The sequence below is a fragment of the Streptomyces sp. NBC_01255 genome, assembly GCF_036226445.1.
Classification (GTDB): domain Bacteria; phylum Actinomycetota; class Actinomycetes; order Streptomycetales; family Streptomycetaceae; genus Streptomyces.
Genome location: NZ_CP108474.1, coordinates 6,106,700 through 6,124,293, shown reverse-complemented (window position 1 = coordinate 6,124,293; position 17,594 = coordinate 6,106,700). Strand labels below are relative to the sequence as shown.

General features: G+C 72.1%; 20 protein-coding genes. 12 read left to right on the top strand and 8 right to left on the bottom strand.

The features are described 5' to 3' along the window. The first annotated feature begins 90 nt into the window (after window positions 1–90). Window positions 91–492, top strand: a complete 402-nt coding sequence (locus OG357_RS27765; RefSeq protein WP_329623738.1) for a transglycosylase SLT domain-containing protein — start codon at window positions 91–93, stop codon at window positions 490–492. 78 nt (window positions 493–570) lie between these two features. Here OG357_RS27765 and OG357_RS27760 read toward each other — a convergent pair whose 3' ends face one another. Further along, a complete protein-coding gene (locus OG357_RS27760; RefSeq protein ID WP_317594604.1) occupies window positions 571–1,740 on the bottom strand; it encodes a steroid 3-ketoacyl-CoA thiolase in 1,170 nt (389 codons plus the stop codon). Between the two features lie 242 nt (window positions 1,741–1,982). Between OG357_RS27760 and OG357_RS27755 the strand changes: the two genes are divergently transcribed. Both OG357_RS27755 and OG357_RS27750 read left to right on the top strand, forming a co-directional pair. Then, on the top strand, window positions 1,983–3,230 hold the full coding sequence (locus OG357_RS27755) for a cytochrome P450 (protein ID WP_329623737.1): 1,248 nt from the start codon (window positions 1,983–1,985) through the stop codon (window positions 3,228–3,230). A 117-nt stretch (window positions 3,231–3,347) separates the two neighbouring features. Then, window positions 3,348–4,016 carry an O-methyltransferase gene (locus tag OG357_RS27750; protein WP_329623736.1) on the top strand — a complete coding sequence of 223 codons (669 nt, stop codon included), beginning with the start codon at window positions 3,348–3,350 and terminating at the stop codon, window positions 4,014–4,016. Here the strand turns inward: OG357_RS27750 and OG357_RS27745 are convergent. Beyond that, window positions 4,013–5,233: a serpin family protein gene (locus OG357_RS27745; protein WP_329623735.1), complete on the bottom strand. Its 1,221-nt coding sequence runs from the start codon at window positions 5,231–5,233 to the stop codon at window positions 4,013–4,015. The two genes, OG357_RS27750 and OG357_RS27745, sit on opposite strands and share 4 nt — an antisense overlap. Before the next feature lie 129 nt (window positions 5,234–5,362). On the opposite strand from OG357_RS27745, the gene OG357_RS27740 reads away from it, so the two are divergent. Next, the gene (locus OG357_RS27740) at window positions 5,363–5,701 is read left to right on the top strand and encodes an antibiotic biosynthesis monooxygenase family protein (RefSeq protein WP_329623734.1); all 339 of its coding nucleotides are present in this window, start codon (window positions 5,363–5,365) and stop codon (window positions 5,699–5,701) included. A gap of 29 nt (window positions 5,702–5,730) precedes the next feature. After that, entirely contained in the window at window positions 5,731–6,216 is a 486-nt protein-coding gene (locus OG357_RS27735; RefSeq protein WP_329623733.1) for a GNAT family N-acetyltransferase, read from the top strand. 37 nt (window positions 6,217–6,253) lie between these two features. Here the strand turns inward: OG357_RS27735 and OG357_RS27730 are convergent, their stop codons facing one another. Continuing rightward, the gene (locus tag OG357_RS27730; protein ID WP_329623732.1) at window positions 6,254–7,111 is read right to left on the bottom strand and encodes a hypothetical protein; all 858 of its coding nucleotides are present in this window, start codon (window positions 7,109–7,111) and stop codon (window positions 6,254–6,256) included. Between the two features lie 96 nt (window positions 7,112–7,207). Next, window positions 7,208–9,277 carry an MDR family MFS transporter gene (locus tag OG357_RS27725; RefSeq protein WP_329623731.1) on the bottom strand — a complete coding sequence of 690 codons (2,070 nt, stop codon included), beginning with the start codon at window positions 9,275–9,277 and terminating at the stop codon, window positions 7,208–7,210. A gap of 160 nt (window positions 9,278–9,437) precedes the next feature. Between OG357_RS27725 and OG357_RS27720 the strand changes: the two genes are divergently transcribed. Both OG357_RS27720 and OG357_RS27715 read left to right on the top strand, forming a co-directional pair. Further along, the gene (locus OG357_RS27720) at window positions 9,438–10,622 is read left to right on the top strand and encodes a peptidoglycan-binding domain-containing protein (RefSeq protein ID WP_329623730.1); all 1,185 of its coding nucleotides are present in this window, start codon (window positions 9,438–9,440) and stop codon (window positions 10,620–10,622) included. A gap of 144 nt (window positions 10,623–10,766) precedes the next feature. Next, window positions 10,767–11,435 (top strand): HAD-IA family hydrolase, encoded by a 669-nt coding sequence (locus OG357_RS27715; protein WP_329623729.1) that lies wholly within the window; start codon window positions 10,767–10,769, stop codon window positions 11,433–11,435. A gap of 14 nt (window positions 11,436–11,449) precedes the next feature. Here OG357_RS27715 and OG357_RS27710 read toward each other — a convergent pair whose 3' ends face one another. Continuing rightward, entirely contained in the window at window positions 11,450–12,229 is a 780-nt protein-coding gene (locus OG357_RS27710) for an ABC transporter permease (protein WP_329623728.1), read from the bottom strand. A 220-nt stretch (window positions 12,230–12,449) separates the two neighbouring features. Between OG357_RS27710 and OG357_RS27705 the strand changes: the two genes are divergently transcribed. The 3 genes from OG357_RS27705 (at window position 12,450) to OG357_RS27695 (ending at window position 14,750) form a co-directional block, all read left to right on the top strand. Further along, complete coding sequence (locus OG357_RS27705; RefSeq protein WP_329623727.1) at window positions 12,450–13,100, top strand: HNH endonuclease family protein; 651 nt, start codon at window positions 12,450–12,452, stop codon at window positions 13,098–13,100. A 187-nt stretch (window positions 13,101–13,287) separates the two neighbouring features. Continuing rightward, window positions 13,288–13,770 (top strand): DoxX family protein, encoded by a 483-nt coding sequence (locus OG357_RS27700; RefSeq protein WP_329623726.1) that lies wholly within the window; start codon window positions 13,288–13,290, stop codon window positions 13,768–13,770. Window positions 13,771–14,126: 356 nt separating this feature from the next. After that, the gene (locus OG357_RS27695) at window positions 14,127–14,750 is read left to right on the top strand and encodes a DedA family protein (RefSeq protein ID WP_329625718.1); all 624 of its coding nucleotides are present in this window, start codon (window positions 14,127–14,129) and stop codon (window positions 14,748–14,750) included. Here OG357_RS27695 and OG357_RS27690 read toward each other — a convergent pair. Beyond that, on the bottom strand, window positions 14,710–14,970 hold the full coding sequence (locus OG357_RS27690) for a DUF2277 domain-containing protein (protein ID WP_329623725.1): 261 nt from the start codon (window positions 14,968–14,970) through the stop codon (window positions 14,710–14,712). The genes OG357_RS27695 and OG357_RS27690 overlap by 41 nt on opposite strands. Before the next feature lie 89 nt (window positions 14,971–15,059). Continuing rightward, the gene (locus tag OG357_RS27685) at window positions 15,060–15,281 is read right to left on the bottom strand and encodes a hypothetical protein (RefSeq protein WP_317594620.1); all 222 of its coding nucleotides are present in this window, start codon (window positions 15,279–15,281) and stop codon (window positions 15,060–15,062) included. A gap of 196 nt (window positions 15,282–15,477) precedes the next feature. Here OG357_RS27685 and OG357_RS27680 point away from each other — a divergent pair, with 196 nt between their 5' ends. Further along, the gene (locus OG357_RS27680; RefSeq protein WP_329623724.1) at window positions 15,478–16,236 is read left to right on the top strand and encodes a GntR family transcriptional regulator; all 759 of its coding nucleotides are present in this window, start codon (window positions 15,478–15,480) and stop codon (window positions 16,234–16,236) included. Here OG357_RS27680 and OG357_RS27675 read toward each other — a convergent pair. Continuing rightward, a complete protein-coding gene (locus OG357_RS27675; protein ID WP_329623723.1) occupies window positions 16,178–16,987 on the bottom strand; it encodes an MBL fold metallo-hydrolase in 810 nt (269 codons plus the stop codon). The two genes, OG357_RS27680 and OG357_RS27675, sit on opposite strands and share 59 nt — an antisense overlap. 125 nt (window positions 16,988–17,112) lie before the next feature. On the opposite strand from OG357_RS27675, the gene OG357_RS27670 reads away from it, so the two are divergent. Further along, window positions 17,113–17,562: a lamin tail domain-containing protein gene (locus OG357_RS27670; RefSeq protein ID WP_329623722.1), complete on the top strand. Its 450-nt coding sequence runs from the start codon at window positions 17,113–17,115 to the stop codon at window positions 17,560–17,562. Window positions 17,563–17,594 lie beyond the last annotated feature (32 nt).

Below are 17,594 nucleotides of genomic sequence, written 5' to 3'. Positions count from 1 at the left end.
TTCCCCCCAGTTCCCGGGTCTCCCGGGCTCTGGTTCCGGCTTGCCGAAATCGCCCGGCGCGGCCCTTGTTCCCGACGTTAGGTAGAAACGTTGATCAGCTCGCTCACCACCCGCATCGCCGCCCGCAAGAAGACCTTCGCCGCCACCGCAGCCGTGCTGCTGGGCGCGTCGGGCGCGGTGCTCGGTACGACGGGCTCGGCTTCCGCCGCCAGCCCGCAGGAGCTCGCTCGTGACATCGTCCCCGCCTCGCAGTACGCGTCCTTCAGCAAGATCGTCACCCACGAGTCCGGCTGGAACCCCAGCGCCACGAACTCGTCCAGCGGCGCCTACGGCCTGGTCCAGGCCCTGCCGGCCTCGAAGATGTCCTCGGCCGGTTCCGACTGGAAGACCAACCCGGCCACGCAGATCAAGTGGGGCCTGAACTACATGAACGAGCGCTACGGCTCCCCGAACGCCGCCTGGGCGTTCTGGCAGGCCAACGGCTGGTACTAAGAGTCCCGCCGCCGCACAGCGCACCCGCAAGGCCCCGCCCTCCCTTCGGAGGGGCGGGGCCTGCGGCGTTTCCGACAACTACAGCCGCTGGATGATCGTCCCGGTCGCCAGCGCGCCGCCCGCGCACATGGTGATGAGCGCGAACTCCTTGTCGGTGCGCTCCAGCTCGTGCAGGGCGGTGGTGATCAGCCGCGCGCCCGTCGCTCCCACCGGGTGACCGAGGGCGATGGCGCCGCCGTTGACGTTGACCTTCTCCAGGTCCTGGTCGAAGACCTGCGCCCAGCTCAGCACCACCGAGGCGAAGGCCTCGTTGATCTCGACGAGGTCGATGTCCTTGAGCGACATGCCGGCCTTGCCGAGGACGGCGCGGGTCGCGTCGACCGGTCCGTCGAGGTGGTAGTGCGGGTCGGCGCCGACGAGGGCCTGGGCGACGATCCGGGCGCGCGGGCGGAGTTTGAGGGCGCGGGCCATGCGCTTGGAGGCCCACATGATCGCGGAGGCGCCGTCGGAGATCTGGGAGGAGTTCCCCGCGGTGTGGACGGCGGTCGGCATGACGGGCTTGAGCCGGGCCAGGCCTTCCATGGTGGTGTCGCGCAGGCCCTCGTCCCGGTCGACGAGCCGCCACATGCCCTGCCCCGCGGCCTGCTCGGCCTCGGTGGTGGGGACCTGGACGGCGAAGGTCTCGCGCTTGTACCGCTCCTCGGCCCAGGCGGTCGCGGCCCGTTCCTGGGAGAGGAGGCCGAGGGAGTCGACGCGCTCGCGGGTGAGGCCGCGGCGGCGCGCGATGCGCTCGGCGGCCTCGAACTGGTTGGGCAGGTCGACGTTCCACTCGTCGGGGAACGGCTTGCCGGGGCCGTGCTTGGAACCGGAACCGAGCGGGACGCGGGACATGGCCTCGACGCCGCAGCTGATCCCGATGTCGATGACGCCGGCCGCGACCATGTTGGCGACCATGTGGCTGGCCTGCTGCGAGGAGCCGCACTGACAGTCGACGGTGGTGGCGGCCGTCTCGTACGGCAGGCCCATGGCGAGCCAGGCGGTGCGCGCCGGGTTCATGGACTGCTCGCCGGCGTGGGTGACCGTACCGCCGACGATCTGTTCGACGCAGTCGGCGTGGATGCCGGTGCGGCCGAGGAGTTCACGGTAGGTCTCGCCCAGGAGGTAGGCGGGATGGAGGTTGGCGAGCGCGCCTCCGCGCTTGCCGATGGGGGTGCGTACGGCTTCGACGATGACGGGTTCCGCGGCCATGAGCTCGTCCTCTCCTCGACCGGTCGAGGTGTCCCGGCACCTCGTCCGGTCGGCGTCCCTGGGGAACTAGTACGCGTTCTAGTTCTGAGTGCAAGTCTTATGACTGCTACCTCGGGTACGCAAGGGTCCGGGACGCAACAGTTCTCGCTCCGCCTCTTGCTACTTGGCGAACTCGTTACTAACTTTCCCGGCAGTTTCTGATGGGTCATCAGATAATCATCGGATAATGGAGCGTGTTGCCGATGCCCTGCCCTCATCTCCCCGAAGGGTTCGACGCCACCGACCCCGACCTCCTCCGTACGCGCATACCCTTCCCGGAGTTCGCCGAACTGCGGAAGACCGCCCCCGTGTGGTGGTGCCCGCAGCCGGCCGGCATCACGGGCTTCAGGGACGAGGGGTACTGGGCCGTCACGCGTCACGCGGACGTCAAGTACGTCTCCACGCACCCGGAGTTGTTCTCCTCGAACCTCAACACCGCCGTGATCCGCTTCAACGAGAGCATCGCCCAGGAGCAGATCGACGTCCAGAAGCTGATCATGCTCAACATGGACCCGCCCGAGCACACCCGGGTCCGCCAGATCGTCCAGCGCGGCTTCACCCCCCGGGCGATCCGGAACCTGGAGACGGTCCTGCGCGACCGTGCCCGCGCCATCGCCGAGGAGGCCCGGCAGGGCGCCGGACCCGACGGCAGCTTCGACTTCGTCACCCAGATCGCCGTCGAACTGCCCCTCCAGGCGATCGCCGAGCTCATCGGCGTCCCCCAGGAGGACCGCTCCCGGATCTTCGACTGGTCGAACAAGATGATCGCGTACGACGATCCCGAGTACGCCATCACCGAAGAGGTCGGCGCCGAGGCCGCCATGGAACTCATCGGCTACGCGATGACCATGGCCGCCGCCCGCAAGGAGTGCCCGGCCGCCGACATCGTCAGCCAGCTTGTGGCCGCCGAGGGCCAGGGCAACCTGTCCTCCGACGAGTTCGGCCTCTTCGTCCTCCTCCTCGCCGTCGCCGGCAACGAGACCACGCGCAACGCCATCAGCCACGGCATGCACGCCTTCCTCACCCACCCCGACCAGTGGGAGCTCTTCAAGCGGGAACGGCCGGCGACCGCCGCCGAGGAGATCGTGCGCTGGGGGACCCCGGTGGTCTCCTTCCAGCGGACCGCGACCCAGGACACCGAGATCGGCGGGCAGAAGATCAGCGCGGGCGACCGCGTCGGCCTCTTCTACTCCTCCGCCAACAACGACCCCGAGGTCTTCACCGACCCCGAGCGCTTCGACATCACCCGCGACCCGAACCCGCACCTCGGCTTCGGCGGCGGCGGACCGCACTTCTGCCTCGGCAAGTCCCTCGCCATCAAGGAGATCGAGCTGATCTTCAACGCGATCGCGGACGTCCTGCCCGACCTCACGCTCGTGGGCGAACCCCGCCGGCTGCGGGCGGCCTGGCTGAACGGGGTGAAGGAACTCAGGGTCCGCACGTCGGTGTGACGGGGTGGGAGTCGGGGCGGCCCCGCTGTCCGGGGGCGCCGGAGCGGCGCGGGAGCCGGGCTTCCACCGGCCGCGCCCGACCCGGCGCCACCCCACCCCAGGTGTACGTTCGACCGCATGACGAACTCTCAGTGGAACGACGTCGACCGTTACGTCACCGAGCTGCTCGCCCCCGCGGACGAGGCGCTGACCGGCGCGCTCGCCGCGTCCACGGCGGCCGGCCTGCCCGAGATCGCGGTCGCCCCGAACCAGGGCAAGCTGCTGCACCTGCTCGCCGCGATGCAGGGCGCCCGGAACATCCTGGAGATCGGCACCCTCGGCGGCTACAGCACGATCTGGCTGGCGCGCGCCCTGCCCGCCGACGGCCGGCTGGTCACCCTGGAGTACGACCCCGCCCACGCGGACGTCGCCCGCGCCAACATCGCCCGCGCCGGCCTCGACAAGCTCGTCGAGGTCCGGACGGGCGCGGCCCTGGACAGCCTGCCGCAGCTCGAGGAGGAGGGCGCGGGCCCCTTCGACCTCGTCTTCATCGACGCGGACAAGGTCAACAACCCGCGGTACGTGGAGTGGGCGCTGAAGCTGTCCCGCCCGGGCACGGTGATCATCGTCGACAACGTGGTGCGCGGCGGGAAGGTCGCCACCGCGAACCCGGACGACCCGGCGGTCACCGGCACCCGCGAGATGTTCGAGCTGGTGGCGCGCGAACCCCGGCTGGACGCGACCGCGTTCCAGACGGTCGGCACGAAGGGCCACGACGGCCTGCTCCTTGCCCGCGTGGTGGGTTAGACCCCTGGCGCGCTGCGCCGCCAGCCCACGAACAGCGGCACCTGCCCCGTCGCGTCGAGGACGACGACCCCGAAGGGCCGGTCGAAGGCGATCCGCTCCACCACGGTGGGGCGGGGCGCGGCCGCGCTCCGGGTCATGGTCACCTGGGTGACGGCCGCCGCCTCGACCCCCTCCTCGGCGACCTCGACCAGCGCCGTCTGGAGGACCTTGTCGATGTACAGGTCGGCAGCGGAGATCCCGGAGAAGTCGGCCTCGGGCCGCAGGGCGAGACGGACACCGAGGGCGTCGAGATGCGGACGGACGTCGGTCTTCGCGCGGAGCGTGAAGCGCGGCAGGGCGAGATCGACCGAGTCGGCCGCGAGCCGTGTCCGCTCGGCGACTCCGGCCCAGGCGGCGGGCAGCACGTCACCGGGCCCGGCCCCTTCCCGCCCCAGCACGAACCGCACCCGGATGCCCCCGGCCCCCGCCCCTGCCGCTCCCTCTTCGCACGGCAGCTCGACGACGGTGACCCCGCCCACGTACCAGACCCACCCGGCGGGAATCCGCTGCCGCATGGTCGGTACGGGCCTGGTGTCGCCGTTCCCGTCGGTGAACGGCTCGTCGCGGGTGAGGTGCGCGGGGAAGGCGGTCAGCCAGGAGGCCTTCAGGGCCAGGGCGTTGAGCAGGACGAGGTCCTCGGACCCGTCGAGATCGAGCGGCAGCCCCGGAATCCGACCGCCGGTGGCGGCCCGCACCCACGCGTCGAGCTCCTCCTGGGCATCGGGGACCTCCCCCCACGCCATGTCGTCCGTCGCGCCGAAGGCCGCGTCGGGCAGGGCGAAGTGGGCCGCTCCGGGCAGCACGCCGAACCCGACCCCGGGCAGCCGCCGCCGGAAGCCGTCGAGCACCGGCATCGTGCTCCACACCCCGGTCGCCACCGCGACCCCGTCCGTCCCGCCGAGCCACCGCCCGGCCTCGGTCACGGCTTGGGCCGCGGCCTCCCCCTCCACCCCGAGAAGCTCCGCCAGCTCCTCCCCGGTCCGCCCCCGCGCCCCGGAGGCGACGGCCCCGAGGGCGAGCCACAACCCGACCGGCGACACGACGAAGTCCCCGTCTCCGAGCCGGGGCAGCCAGCGCGCCGCGAGTGCCCGTACCGCCCCCGCGCCGTCCGCCTCGCCGATCACCCCGCTGTCCGCCCCACCGTCCGCCCCGCCGTCCGTCGACTCGAACCCGACCATGCCCGCCCCCTGTTCGCCCGTCCCGCATCTCTCTCACCAGCATCATGACGGCTTCCCGGCCGGTCCTCACGCCGTCCCGACGGGTCCGTGTAGGAGACTGCAGGCACGTACTGAACTGAGAGGTGTCGTGTGCCCAGTGTGGTGAAGATCAACGTCCTGACCGTTCCGGCCGAGCAGCGTGAGGTCCTGGAGCAGCGCTTCGCCTCCCGCGCCGGGGCCGTGGAGGGGTCCGACGGCTTCGAGTGGTTCGAGCTGCTGCGCCCGCTGGAGGGCACCGACCAGTACCTCGTCTACACCCGCTGGCGCAGCGAGGAGGACTTCCAGAACTGGATGAACGGCTCCATGAAGGCCGCGCACGGCGGTGCCGGTGCCGGTGCCGGCGAGGGGGGCGAGCGGCCGAAGCCGGCGGCTTCCGGTTCCACTCTCTGGTCGTTCGAGGTCGTGCAGCAGGCGTCCCCGAAGAACTGAGCTGCGTCCCGGGTCGTGCGCGCCGCACAATGGCGCGCATGACCTGGAACTTCTCCCCCGAGCGCGTCGACACCCCGGACGCCACCGCCCTGCGCCGCGACTACTACGACGATGTCGCCAGCCGGTACTGGAAGCGGCCCGCGACCACCGCGGAGATCGACGAGGGGCTCACGAACGACGGTGTCGAGCTGCTGACCCCGCCGACCGGGCAGTTCCTCGTCGCGCGGTACGAGGGCAAGGCGGCCGGCTGCGGCGGGGTCCTGATGCTCGACGCCGAGCGCGCGGAGCTGACCCGGGTCTTCCTGCGCCACGCCTTCCGCGGCCTGGGCGGGGCCGGGGGCCTGCTCGGCGAGCTGGAGGACGCGGCGCGCGGCCTCGGCGCCCGCCGGATGGTCCTCAACACCCGCCTGGACCTGGTCGAGGCACGCGCCCTGTACACACGGCACGGGTACGGCGAGATCCCCGCGTACTGCACGGGCCCGTACATGGACGTCTGGTACGGCAAGGAGCTCTGACCGCCACGACCGTCCGTCCCGGGGCCGGGACGGACGGTCAGCGGGTCCAGACGACGACGTCGAAGACGCCGGTCATGTCGGAGGCCTGCCCGGTCAGTTCCTTGACGGTCAGCCGGGCGAGCCGCCCGTCGTTCGTGCTCGCGCAGACGACCAGGCCCGTCTTCAACTGCACCTCCGCCGAGGTTCCCAGGGTGTCGACGACACCGGCGCAGTCCTCGTACGTGGGCGTCTTCGCCGTGTCCTTCCACACCAGGGTCTTGACCCTGTTCTCGGGCTGGAGCATGTAGCTGGTGCCGAACGGATAGAGAGAGAAGTCGTTCTCCTGGTTGATCTCGGACTCGACGGGGGGTGCGGAGTCCAGATCCTTGTCGTCCGTGTACGCGATCGCCAGAGCGCCCTGCCATGCGACGGTGCCGGCCGGCTTCCCGGGCGGGGTCGTGGGCGGGGTGGTGGCCGGGGCGGTCGTCGGAGCCGACGAATCCGTGGACTCCGCGGACCCTGTGGACCCCGCCGACTCCGTGGACTCCGGGCTCTGCGACGCGTCCGAGGGGGCGTCGTCGCCGCCCTGGTTCTCCGCGCCGGGCGTGGTGGCCGAGGTCGCCGGGCCCTGCGCCGCGGGCGGTGTGGGGTTCGCTTTGCTGTTGTTGCTGCTCACCAGGTACGCACCGACGACGCCGATGACCGCCGCCACGAGGGTGGCTCCCGCGCCGATCCAGGCCCCTCGGTACGAGGTGGCGCGCGCCGGCGCGACCGGCATCTGGGTGCCGTACGCGCCGTTCGCCACGTAACCGCCGTTTCCGCCGTTTCCGCCGTAACCGCTGTCTCCGCCGTACGTGCCGTTTCCGCCGTACGCGCCGTTCTCTCCGTACGGCTGACGTGGCTCTTCGCTGTTCATCCTGCCCATCCCCCTGTGACGCGATCTTGGAGGGGACAGCCTACTGACGGGCCCTGAGCAGTCGTCATACAGGGCGCGCTGTGCCCGCGTTCATGCCTACGCGTGGTGGTCGCGGGGCGGTTCGGGCGAGCGCGGCTGCTCCCCGTCCGAGCCGTTCAGCTCGGCCGTCAGCTCCTCCACCAGCTTCACGAGGTCGGTGGGCCGGTCCGGCCCCCACCAGTCGCCGAGGAGTTCGGCGAGCGACTCCTCCCGCGCCTTGTCGAGCTTCACCGCCGCCTGGACGCCCTCCTCGGTGAGGAACAGCTGGACGCCCTCCCGCGTGGCGAGCCGCCGCTCCTCCACCTGCCGGGACGCCTCCGTGATCGCCCGCAGCGGTACGGGGGTGGTCTCGGCGAGCCGGGCGGGTTCGACGGTGCCGTGGCGGCGGATCCGCAGCAGCAGCCAGCTCGCGGCGGGCAGCAGGTCGAGCCCGGCGCGGGCGGTGATCTTCTCGTAGATCGCCTTGCGGCCCTCCCGGGAGCCGAGGACGGAGAGCGCGCGGGCGCACTCGTCGTACGAGGAACGCTCGACGGGGTTCGAGGCGAGGGTCTGGCTCGTGTCGGGCGCCGTGACCGAGACGCGCAGTTTGTCCTCCTTGAGGAACCAGGCGACGACGAAGGCGACGAGGACGACCGGCGCCGCGTACAGGAAGACGTCGGTGATGGACGTGGCGTACGCGTGGAGGACGGAGGGGCGGAGCTCGGGCGGGAGTTCGGCGATGGCGCGCGGGTCGGCGGCGACCTGGTCGGGGCCGATGCCGGGCGGGAGGTCCTCTCCGGCGCTCGCCGCGCTCGCGAAGACGTCGTCGAGTTTGCGGGTGAGCCGGTTGGTGAAGAGGGTGCCGAAGACGGCGACGCCGAACGAGGCGCCGATGGAACGGAAGAAGGTGGCGCCGGAGGTGGCGACGCCGAGGTCCTGGTAGGAGACGGCGTTCTGGACGACCAGGACGAGGACCTGCATGACGAGGCCGAGCCCGGCGCCGAAGACGAAGAAGTAGACGCTCATCTCCCAGGTGGAGGTGGTCTCCGTCAGTTCGTTGAGGAGGAGCAGCCCGAGCGCCGTGAGCGCGGTGCCGGCCACGGGGAAGACCTTCCAGCGGCCGGTGCGGGAGACGATCTGGCCGGAGGCGGTCGAGGTGATCAGCATGCCGAGGACCATGGGCAGCATGTGGACGCCCGACATGGTCGGGGTGACGCCCTGCACGACCTGGAGGAAGGTGGGGAGGTAGGTCATCGCGCCGAACATCGCGAAGCCGACGACGAAGCTGATGACCGAGACCAAGGTGAAGGTCCGGATCCGGAACAGCTTCAGGGGCAGGACGGGTTCGGCGGCGCGCTGCTCGACGTACACGAACCAGACGAGGAGTACGGCTCCGAGGACGGCGAGGCCGATGATCTGCGCCGATCCCCAGGCCCAGGTCGTACCGCCGAGAGACGCCACCAGGACGAGGCAGGTGGCGACCGAGGCGATGAGGAAGGTGCCGAGGTAGTCGATGGCGTGCGGGGTGGAGCGCACCGGGATGTGGAGCACGGCGGCGATGACGAAGAGGGCGACGATGCCGATCGGCAGATTGATGTAGAAGACCCAGCGCCAGGAGAGGTGCTCGGTGAAGAGGCCGCCGAGCAGCGGGCCGAGGACGCTGGTGGCGCCGAAGACGGCGCCGAAGAGGCCCTGGTACTTGCCGCGCTCGCGCGGGGACACGAGGTCGCCGACGATCGCCATCGACAGGACCATGAGGCCACCGCCGCCGACGCCCTGGACGGCGCGGAAGGCGATGAGCTGCGGCATGTTCTGGGCGATGCCGCAGAGGGCGGAGCCGATGAGGAAGAGGACGATGGCGGCCTGGAAGAGCTTCTTGCGGCCGTACTGGTCGCCGAGCTTGCCCCAGAGCGGGGTGGCCGCCGTGGACGCCAGCATGTAGGCCGTGACCACCCAGGAGAGGTGCTCCATGCCGCCGAGCTCGCTGACGATGGTCGGCAGGGCGGTGGAGACGATGGTCTGGTCGAGGGCGGCGAGCAGCATGCCGAGCAGCAGTGCGCCGATCGCGACGAGGACCGTGCGGTGGCTTTGCCCCTCCCCCGGCACGGGATCGCCGCCGAGCTGGGACGGGCTCGTTTCCTGGGCCATGGGCGGGTCTCCTCGGGCCTCTCCTCGGACAATTCCTCCATCCTGATCCGAATGTCCCGATATGGCCTGCTGGAGGGCACCGCCGCCAGACCGCCGCCCCTCCGCCGGACAGGGGCGGGCTGCATAATCGCTCGCAGTTGTCTCGGGGAGGGGACCCATCATGACCGGACATGTCTGTCCTGAATGCGGTGGACAAAGACCTGGCTGCACCTGCGCCCAGGCGGAGCTGGCGGCAGCCGAGGACTTCGATCCGCTGCGGATCAGGCCGTACGTGACGCTGGACGCGACGGACCCGTCGGAACCGGTGGGGGCTGAGGGGCATGGCGGGCATGGGGGATCCGCGGGGCCTGGGGGGCCGGGCGGGAGCTACGCGGCGGAGGACCCGCCGACGGCCCGGCTGGCGGCGATCCGCCCGGATGACCCCACGCCCGCGCACCCCGGCACGTACTCCGACACATACTCGGGTGCGTACTCCGGCACACCTTCGGGCGCGTACTCCGGCACCCACTCCGACGCGTACTCCGGCACACCCTCGGGCGCGTACTCCGGCACCCACTCCGGCGCGCACCTCGACCCGGACCTCCGAGGCGACCCCTCCGAGACGATGCCCCTGCTGCTGCACGGCATAGGCCGCATCACCGACCCTGACCCTGCGGACGACCGCGAGCCGGGACGCGGGCGCCGGCGCGGCATGATCGTCGCCGCGGTGGCCGCCGTCGCCGTGGCCGGCACCGCCGCCCTCGCGGCGGCCGTCCTCGGCGGCGGGGACGAGACCGACGACCGGGCGGGCGGCCTCGAGATCACCACCAGCGCGTCCCTGAACGTCGCCGTCTCGGAGGCCCCGTCCCCCTCCGCCTCCTCCGAGACGCCGAAGCCGAGCTCGTCGCCCCCGTCGGCGCGCCCGACCAGCGCCTCCGCCTCCCCGTCCGCCACGCCCACCCCCTCCGCGAGCCGTACCACCGCGAGTCCCAGCGCGTCGACGACCGGCTCGGCCGCCCCTCCGGCCGCCACCGCCACGGCGGCCCCGACGGCCACCTCGGCATCGGCATCGCCGCCCGACCCGACGCCGTCGGCGCCGACGGCGACCCCGTCCTCGCAGGATCCGGAGACCGAAGAGGCGGCGGTCACGCTGAGCCTCGGCTCGACGGGGCCCGAGGTGCGCGAGCTCCAGCGGCGGCTGGCCGCCCTGTGGATCTACGACGGCAACTTCCACGGCCGGTACGACGAGGAGGTGCAGGAGGCAGTGGCCGTCTACCAGCAGTGGCTCTACCCCCGGGAGGACCCGGAGGGCGTGTACGGCCCCTCCACCCGCAGCCACCTGGAGCAGGCCACTCCCGACTTCTGAGCCCGGATCTCCGGGCCGGAACACGAACGGGTTGGCCAAGACGCCCCCCGGTTTTGTATCGTGGAAAAACAAAGTGGCCCCGCCCGTATTCCCTGACCGGCGGGCGGGACCGCTTCGTTCTCCGCACCCTTCTCTGGAGACCCGATGGCTGCCACCACCCCGGCACAGCTCACCGCCCGCGCCCTCCTCCTCGACATGGACGGCACCCTCGTCAACTCGGACGCCGTCGTCGAGCGCTGCTGGCGCCGCTGGGCCGAGCGGCAGGCTCTCGACGCGGACGCCGTCCTCAAGGTGGTCCACGGCCGCCAGGGGTACGCGACGATGGCCGTCCTCCTCCCGGAGCGCCCGATGGAGGAGAACTACGCCGACAACCGGCTGATGCTCGCCGAGGAGACCGCCGACCTCGACGGTGTCGTGCCCGTCCCCGGCGCCCCCGCCTTCATGGCCGCGATCGCCGCGCTGCCGTACGCCCTGGTGACCTCGGCCGACGAGGCCCTCGCCCAGGCGCGGATGGGCGCGGCCGGCCTGGCGATACCGGAGACCCGGGTCACCGCCGAGTGCGTCGGCGCGAGCAAGCCGGACCCCGAGGGCTTCCTCAAGGGTGCGGCGGAGCTGGGCTTCGCCCCGGCGGACTGTGTCGTCTTCGAGGACTCCGAAGCCGGGATCCAGGCCGGCCGCGCGGCCGGCATGCGGATCGTGGGCGTGGGCCCGCGCGCGGCGGCCTTCGCGCCCGACATCCACGTCGACGACCTCACCCGCCTGCGGGTCGAGGCCGCGGCGGACGGCACGATCACCCTCACGGCCCTGGCGTAGGGGAAGGGGCGCCCTCACCGCCCAGGCTCAGGACTCCCCTCCGCGCCCGCCTCCCGAGGCCGGGCGATCCGGCCGCGCGCGACCAGCTCCAAGGTGGTCGCGGCGGCCACCGCCTGCACCGCGAGCAGCGCGATGAGCACGAAGAGCTGGACGGCGCCCGCGTGCAGCGGCGACGCGCCGCCGAGCAGCATGCCCACGAAGGCCCCCGGCAGCGTGACGAGACCCACCGTGCGCGTCTGGTCCATGCCGGGGAGCAGGGCGTCCGCCGCCGCCTTCCGTGCCACTTCGAGCCGCGCCTCGCGCGCGACGAGCCCGATGGCCAGGCCCGCCTCCACCTCGCCCCGCCGCGTCTCCAGCTCGTCGAGCGCGCGCCGCCCCGCGAGGACGGTGGCCGTGAGCGCGCCGCCGACGAGGATGCCGGTCACGGGTACGAGCGTGATCCCCTTCACCGGTACGAGTCCGGTGACGACGAGCGCGAGGACCACCGGCGCCACGGCGGCGGCGATCGGCACGCCCGCCCACCGCCAGCCGCGCCCCGGCGCGGGAACGACCCGCCGCCCCGCCGTCCGCACCGCCACCGCGTACATGAGGAGCAGGAAGCAGAGCAGCAGCGGTACGGAGCGGACCACCCAGCCGATGACGAGCGAGACGGCGATCAGCTGGACGGCGGCGCGCGCGCCGGCGAACAGGGCGTCGCGGGCCCGGCCGAGGTGCGCGAGGGCGACGACGCCGGCGGCGAGGGCGAGCAGGACGGCGAGTACCGCCCCAAAGGTGACGTTCACGTCCAGAAGCACACGGCCACAGTAGAGCTCTCGCGCAACGGAGGGTCACCGGGCGGAACCTGGCACTCCATCAGCCACGTCACACCCCTTGATGTGACGTGCCCATGTCGCCACCCTGTTACCTGGCGCACCCCCCAAGGAAACCTGGCGCCGCCACGATGACCGGGCCAGCGCCCGGCACCCCCGCGGGGACGGCACCCAGCCAAGGTCCCCCCACTTCAAGGGAGTTCACATGCCCGTCGGCATGATCTACGCGCGTCGACTCGCGGTACTCGCCACCTCCGCCGCCCTCACCGTCACCGGCCTCCTCGCCACGGCACCGGCCGCCCAGGCCGCCATGCCGACCCCCGTCAGCGCGTCCACCGCCCGCACGCACCTGGCCGCCCTCACGGTCAAGGCGGAAGGTTCCTCCTCCGGCTACAGCCGGGATCTCTTCCCGCACTGGATCACCCAGTCCGGGGCGTGCAACACCCGAGAGACCGTCCTCAAGCGCGACGGCGTGAACGTCGTCACCGACTCCAGCTGCGCCTCGGTCAGCGGCAGCTGGTACTCCGAGTACGACGGCGCCACCTGGACCGCCGCCTCCGACCTCGACATCGACCACGTCGTCGCCCTGTCCGAGGCCTGGCGCTCGGGCGCGAACGCGTGGACGACCTCGCAGCGCCAGGCCTTCGCGAACGACCTGACCCGGCCCCAGCTCATAGCCGTCACCGACAACGTCAACCAGTCCAAGGGCGACCTGGACCCGGCGGAGTGGCTGCCCTCGCGCACGTCCTACCGCTGCACGTACGCCCGGGCGTGGGTGCACGTGAAGTACCACTGGAACCTCAGCATCGACTCCGCCGAGAAGAGCGCCCTGCAGTCCGTCCTCAACGGCTGCTGACCACCGGCCCACTGAACCACCGTCACCACAGCGGCCCCGGGGAGTGAGCCGCGCCACACACTCCCCGGTGGCCGAATGTTGAACTTGCAAGTACTGGTGAGGGGTGCCTAACCTTGCGGCCTCGTCGGTTTCCGTCCCCCACACCCCGTCCTCCCCACGGACGGGGTCAGGCCGAAGGAGTTCCCCCATGAACACCGCCCCGAACAGCCTCATAAGCCGCCTGAACCAGGCCCAGCCCTACGCGCTCGGCCTCTTCCGGATCGTCGTCGGCCTGCTCTTCGCCTGCCACGGCGCCGCCTCGCTCTTCGGCGTCCTCGGCGGCGCGATGGGCGGCGGCACCGTCCCGGCCGGAACCTGGCCGGGCTGGTACGCGGCCGTCATCCAGCTCGTCTGCGGCGTGCTGGTGCTGGCCGGCGTCGGCACCCGGAGCGCCGCGTTCCTCGCCTCGGGCTCGATGGCGTACGCGTACTTCAAGGTCCACCAGCCGGAAGCCCTGTTCCCGCTCCAGAACAGCGGCGAGACCGCGGCCCTGTTCTGCTGGGCCTTCGCCCTGCTCGTCTTCACGGGCCCGGGCGCACTCGCCCTCGACGGGCTCTTCGGCGCCCGGACCGGCGCGGGCGCGAAGACGGGCCAGGAGAACGAGAAGCAGGGCGCGCCGATCGCGGCCTGAGCCCCCCGCAGACGGAAGGAGCCGGAAACCGCAGGACGGTTTCCGGCCTTTCTCGTACGCGGACACCCGCGGCCCGCACACCAAGCAAGGCCCGCGCCCACCCCGCGACGCCCCCCGGCCCGGCCCACCCAAGCCCGCACCCCACGCCGACCCGACCCGGCCGCACCGCCCCGTAACCCATCCCGGGCCCGCACCCCGCCACGACCCCTGCCACCGCCCCGCACACGCACGCCGCACGGCCCCGCACACGCCCCACCCCGCCCCCGGCGGAAAGCCCGGCCCCCGCCCGGCAGGGGGTCCCCCCACCCGCCCGGCAGGGGCTCCCCCACCCCCGCGTAGGCTCTGGCCCTGTGAATCTGCTCGACAGCCTCGGCTCGCTGCGGTCGTTGACCGCCGGCCCGTGGATCTACCCGGTGGTGGCGGCGTCGATCCTGCTCGACGTCTTCCTGCCCGTGCTGCCGAGCGGCTTCCTGGTGATCACCGCCGCCACGGCCGCGGCGACGGCCACCGCGGCCTCCCCCGACGTGCCGTCGCTCCTCCCGCTGCTCCTCTGCGCGGCCACCGCGTCCGTACTCGGCGACTTCCTGGCGTACCGCCTGGCCCGGCGGGGCGGCGCCAGGCTGGACAGGGCGATCGCCCGCTCGCGGCGCCTCTCCCTGGCGCAGGAACGTCTCGGCACCGCGCTGGCCCGGGGCGGCGGGCTGCTCGTGGTGCTCGCGCGCTTCGCCCCGGCGGGCCGCTCCGTGGTCTCCCTGGGCGCGGGCGCGGCCAAGCGGAGGATCAAGGACTTCCTGCCGTGGTCGGCCCTCGCGGGCGTGACCTGGGCCTCCTACAGCGTGGGGCTCGGCTGGCTGGGCGGGCAGTGGCTGGGCGCGACCTGGTTCAGCGCGGGGGTGTCGACCCTCGCGCTCTTCCTGGCGGGCGGCCTCGCCGCGTACCTCATACAGCGTCCGGCTGCGGCTCCCGCGCCGGTCTCGTGACGGCGGGGTGCGCCCCGCGCACCTCCAGGCCGGCGAGGAGTCTCGCGGTCGCCTCCGTGATCTCGTCCACGGCGCGGTCGAAGACCTCGCGGTTGTGGGCGGCGGGAGCGCGGAAGCCGGAGACCTTGCGGACGTACTGCAAGGCGGCGGCGTGGAAGTCCTCCTCGGTCGCCTCCTCGGGCAGCACGGGCGGTCGGAGCGTCTTGATGCTGCGGCACATGCCTCCAGTGTGGCGCGCCCCACTGACAACCGCCGCCGACGCCGCCGAGCGACCGAGAACCACGGCCACGGAGGGTCACCGCACCCCGCTCAGGCCAGGCCGCGCCGGCTGCGCGCGTTGATCTCGGCGGCGCGGGCGCGCAGCTCGCGCAGGGGGGTGGCGAGCTGTACGTCGGCGGGCTCGGCCTCCCACTCTGCGCCACCGTGGACAGGCCGGATCAGGAAGCGCCCGGAGACGCTCTCCACATAGAAACCGACCCGCCCGGTGGCGGTGTCGCGGACGAGGTCACCGACCTCGGGCAGTGGCTGCACGCGTCCCCTCCGTCCCGTCCGTACCGAATCCTGATTCCTGGGGACCACCAGAGAAGCGGGGACGCCCCGCCCTGTCAACGTATCTCTAGAGATGTCCCCCGATGGATGGATCGACCCGGCGGGACGGCGCACACGTGTGCACCCTGGCCCGGGGGTGCGCCTAGGGTGTCCCGCAGATGAAGGGAGTGGTCCACCCGTGACTGACCAGGACAGCGCTCGTCGGCCCAAGTACCAGCGCATCGCCGACGAGTTGAGAACGGCGATCCAGTCGGGCGCCTTCGCGCCGGGCGACCGCCTCCCCGGTGAGAACGACCTGATGTCGACCTACGAAGTGGCCCGGATGACGGCGCGCCAGGCCCTTTCCGTCCTGCGCAACGAAGGACTGGCCGAGGCCCGCAAGGGCGCCGGGGTCTTCGTCCGGGTCTTCCGCCCGCTGCGCCGCCGGGGCATCCCGCGCCTCGCCGGGGACCACTGGGGCAGCGGCCGCTCGGTCTGGTCGGCGGACGTGGAGGACCGGACCCTGGTGGTCGACCGGATCGAGGTGGCGGAGACGGCGGCCGGAGCCAGAGTCGCCGAGGCGCTGAACCTCGCGCCGGGCGCGCCGGTCTGCGTCCGCAGCCGCCGCTTCGTCCTGGACGCCAAACCGGTCCTGCTCTCGGTCTCGTACCTCTCCGCGGAGCTGGTGCGCGGGACGGCGATCACGGAGCCGGACACGGGTCCGGGCGGCACCTACGCCCGGCTGACCGAGCTGGGGCACCGGCCGGTGCGCTTCCGCGAGGAGATCCGCTGCCGGATGCCGACGGCGGAAGAGTCGGACCTGCTGGCCCTGGAGTTCGGCACTCCGGTGGTCCTGATCGGGCGCACGGCGTTCACGGGGCCGGGGGTCGCGGTGGAGCTCAACGAGATGACGCTCGACTCGTCGTCGTACGTCCTGGAGTACGACTTCGACGCGTGACCTCGAACCGTGCGCCGGGGTCGGCGTGGGCGACGTCGCCGGGGAACTCGGCGGCGGCGAGCGCGACGGCCTCGGCGGGCTCGACGCCGGACCCCACATGGGTCACGACGAGCCGCCCGGCACGGGCCGCGGCGGCGCTGCGCCCGGCCTGTGCCGCGGAGTGGTGCCCGGGCCCTTCCCCATCGGCCTCGCAGACGAACAGATCGCAGTCCCGGGCGAGTTCGACGAGAGAGGAGCACGGCCGGCAATCACCGGAGTAGACAACAGAACGCCCGTCCTCATCCTCCACACGCAGGGCGAAGGCGTCGGGCCCGGCGTGGTCGACGCCCCGCGACCGCAACGTCAGCCCACCGAGGCGGGCGACATGCCCGTCGTACAACTCCTGGACGGCGAAGGCCTTCTCGACGGGGCTGCGTTCGGGCCCGTTCGTCAGGAACCCGGCGAGCCGGTCGGCGATCCCGGCGGGCCCGAAGAGAGCCACCGGCACGGAAACGTCAAGCCCCGCGTACAACAACCCGTAAGAGGCAGTCAGCAGATCGGCACTGTGATCGGCATGAAGATGCGAGATCCAGACGGCGTCGACGTCGCCGAGCGTGACGTACCGCTGGAGCTCCGCGAGGGTGCCGGTCCCGGCGTCCACCCACACGCGGACGCCGCCGCCCTCGACGAGAAGGCCGGAGCAGGGGTTGTCCGGCCGGGGGAAGGGGGTGGCGGACCCGAGGACGGTGACCCGCAACAGATCAGGCTCCATGCCCCCACCCTAGGGGTGCCTTGTCCACCCCGACCGAAAATGTGCGGAAGAGGTGAAGGGCGTGCGTATCCTGTGTGCTCGCCGGGCCCCATCGGCGGGTGCCCGGCAGGAACTGAGGGACATTCATGCTTCGTGTACGCACGCTCGCGGCCGTGACCGCGGCCGCCGCCTCCGGCGTTCTGCTGCTGCCTTCGCCGGCCCAGGCCGCCGGCTCGGTCCACCTGTACAAGATCTACTACGACAGCCCCGGTTCGGACCTGCGCTCCAACACGAGCCTCAACGGCGAGTACGTGCAGATACGCAACACGACGGGCGCCGCGGTGAACCTGCGGGGCTGGACGGTCACGGACGCCGCCAACCACAAGTACACCTTCGGCTCCTACACCCTCGGCAAGGGCAAGATCGTGACGGTCCGCACGGGCCGCGGGACGAACTCGTCGGCGAACGTCTACCAGAACCGCGGCGCGTACGTCTGGAACAACGACAAGGACACGGCGACGCTGCGCAAGAGCAACGGCACGCGCGTCGACACCTGCTCGTACAACTCGACGCGGGTCGACTACAAGTGGTGCTGACCCCGCACCGCACCTGACGAACCGCGGGGCCC

Excerpts from the sequence above, each read along its gene's own strand:
- OG357_RS27700 (WP_329623726.1), top strand. The coding sequence starts at position 13,288 with ATGAACACCGCCCCGAACAGCCTCATAAGCCGCCTGAACCAGGCCCAG.
- OG357_RS27670 (WP_329623722.1), top strand. The coding sequence starts at position 17,113 with ATGCTTCGTGTACGCACGCTCGCGGCCGTGACCGCGGCCGCCGCCTCC.
- OG357_RS27720 (WP_329623730.1), top strand. The coding sequence starts at position 9,438 with ATGACCGGACATGTCTGTCCTGAATGCGGTGGACAAAGACCTGGCTGC.
- OG357_RS27715 (WP_329623729.1), top strand. The coding sequence starts at position 10,767 with ATGGCTGCCACCACCCCGGCACAGCTCACCGCCCGCGCCCTCCTCCTC.
- OG357_RS27705 (WP_329623727.1), top strand. The coding sequence starts at position 12,450 with ATGCCCGTCGGCATGATCTACGCGCGTCGACTCGCGGTACTCGCCACC.
- OG357_RS27730 (WP_329623732.1), bottom strand. The coding sequence starts at position 7,111 with ATGAACAGCGAAGAGCCACGTCAGCCGTACGGAGAGAACGGCGCGTAC.
- OG357_RS27735 (WP_329623733.1), top strand. The coding sequence starts at position 5,731 with ATGGCGCGCATGACCTGGAACTTCTCCCCCGAGCGCGTCGACACCCCG.
- OG357_RS27725 (WP_329623731.1), bottom strand. The coding sequence starts at position 9,277 with ATGGCCCAGGAAACGAGCCCGTCCCAGCTCGGCGGCGATCCCGTGCCG.
- OG357_RS27675 (WP_329623723.1), bottom strand. The coding sequence starts at position 16,987 with ATGGAGCCTGATCTGTTGCGGGTCACCGTCCTCGGGTCCGCCACCCCC.
- OG357_RS27755 (WP_329623737.1), top strand. The coding sequence starts at position 1,983 with ATGCCCTGCCCTCATCTCCCCGAAGGGTTCGACGCCACCGACCCCGAC.
- OG357_RS27745 (WP_329623735.1), bottom strand. The coding sequence starts at position 5,233 with ATGGTCGGGTTCGAGTCGACGGACGGCGGGGCGGACGGTGGGGCGGAC.
- OG357_RS27750 (WP_329623736.1), top strand. The coding sequence starts at position 3,348 with ATGACGAACTCTCAGTGGAACGACGTCGACCGTTACGTCACCGAGCTG.
- OG357_RS27760 (WP_317594604.1), bottom strand. The coding sequence starts at position 1,740 with ATGGCCGCGGAACCCGTCATCGTCGAAGCCGTACGCACCCCCATCGGC.
- OG357_RS27690 (WP_329623725.1), bottom strand. The coding sequence starts at position 14,970 with ATGTGCCGCAGCATCAAGACGCTCCGACCGCCCGTGCTGCCCGAGGAG.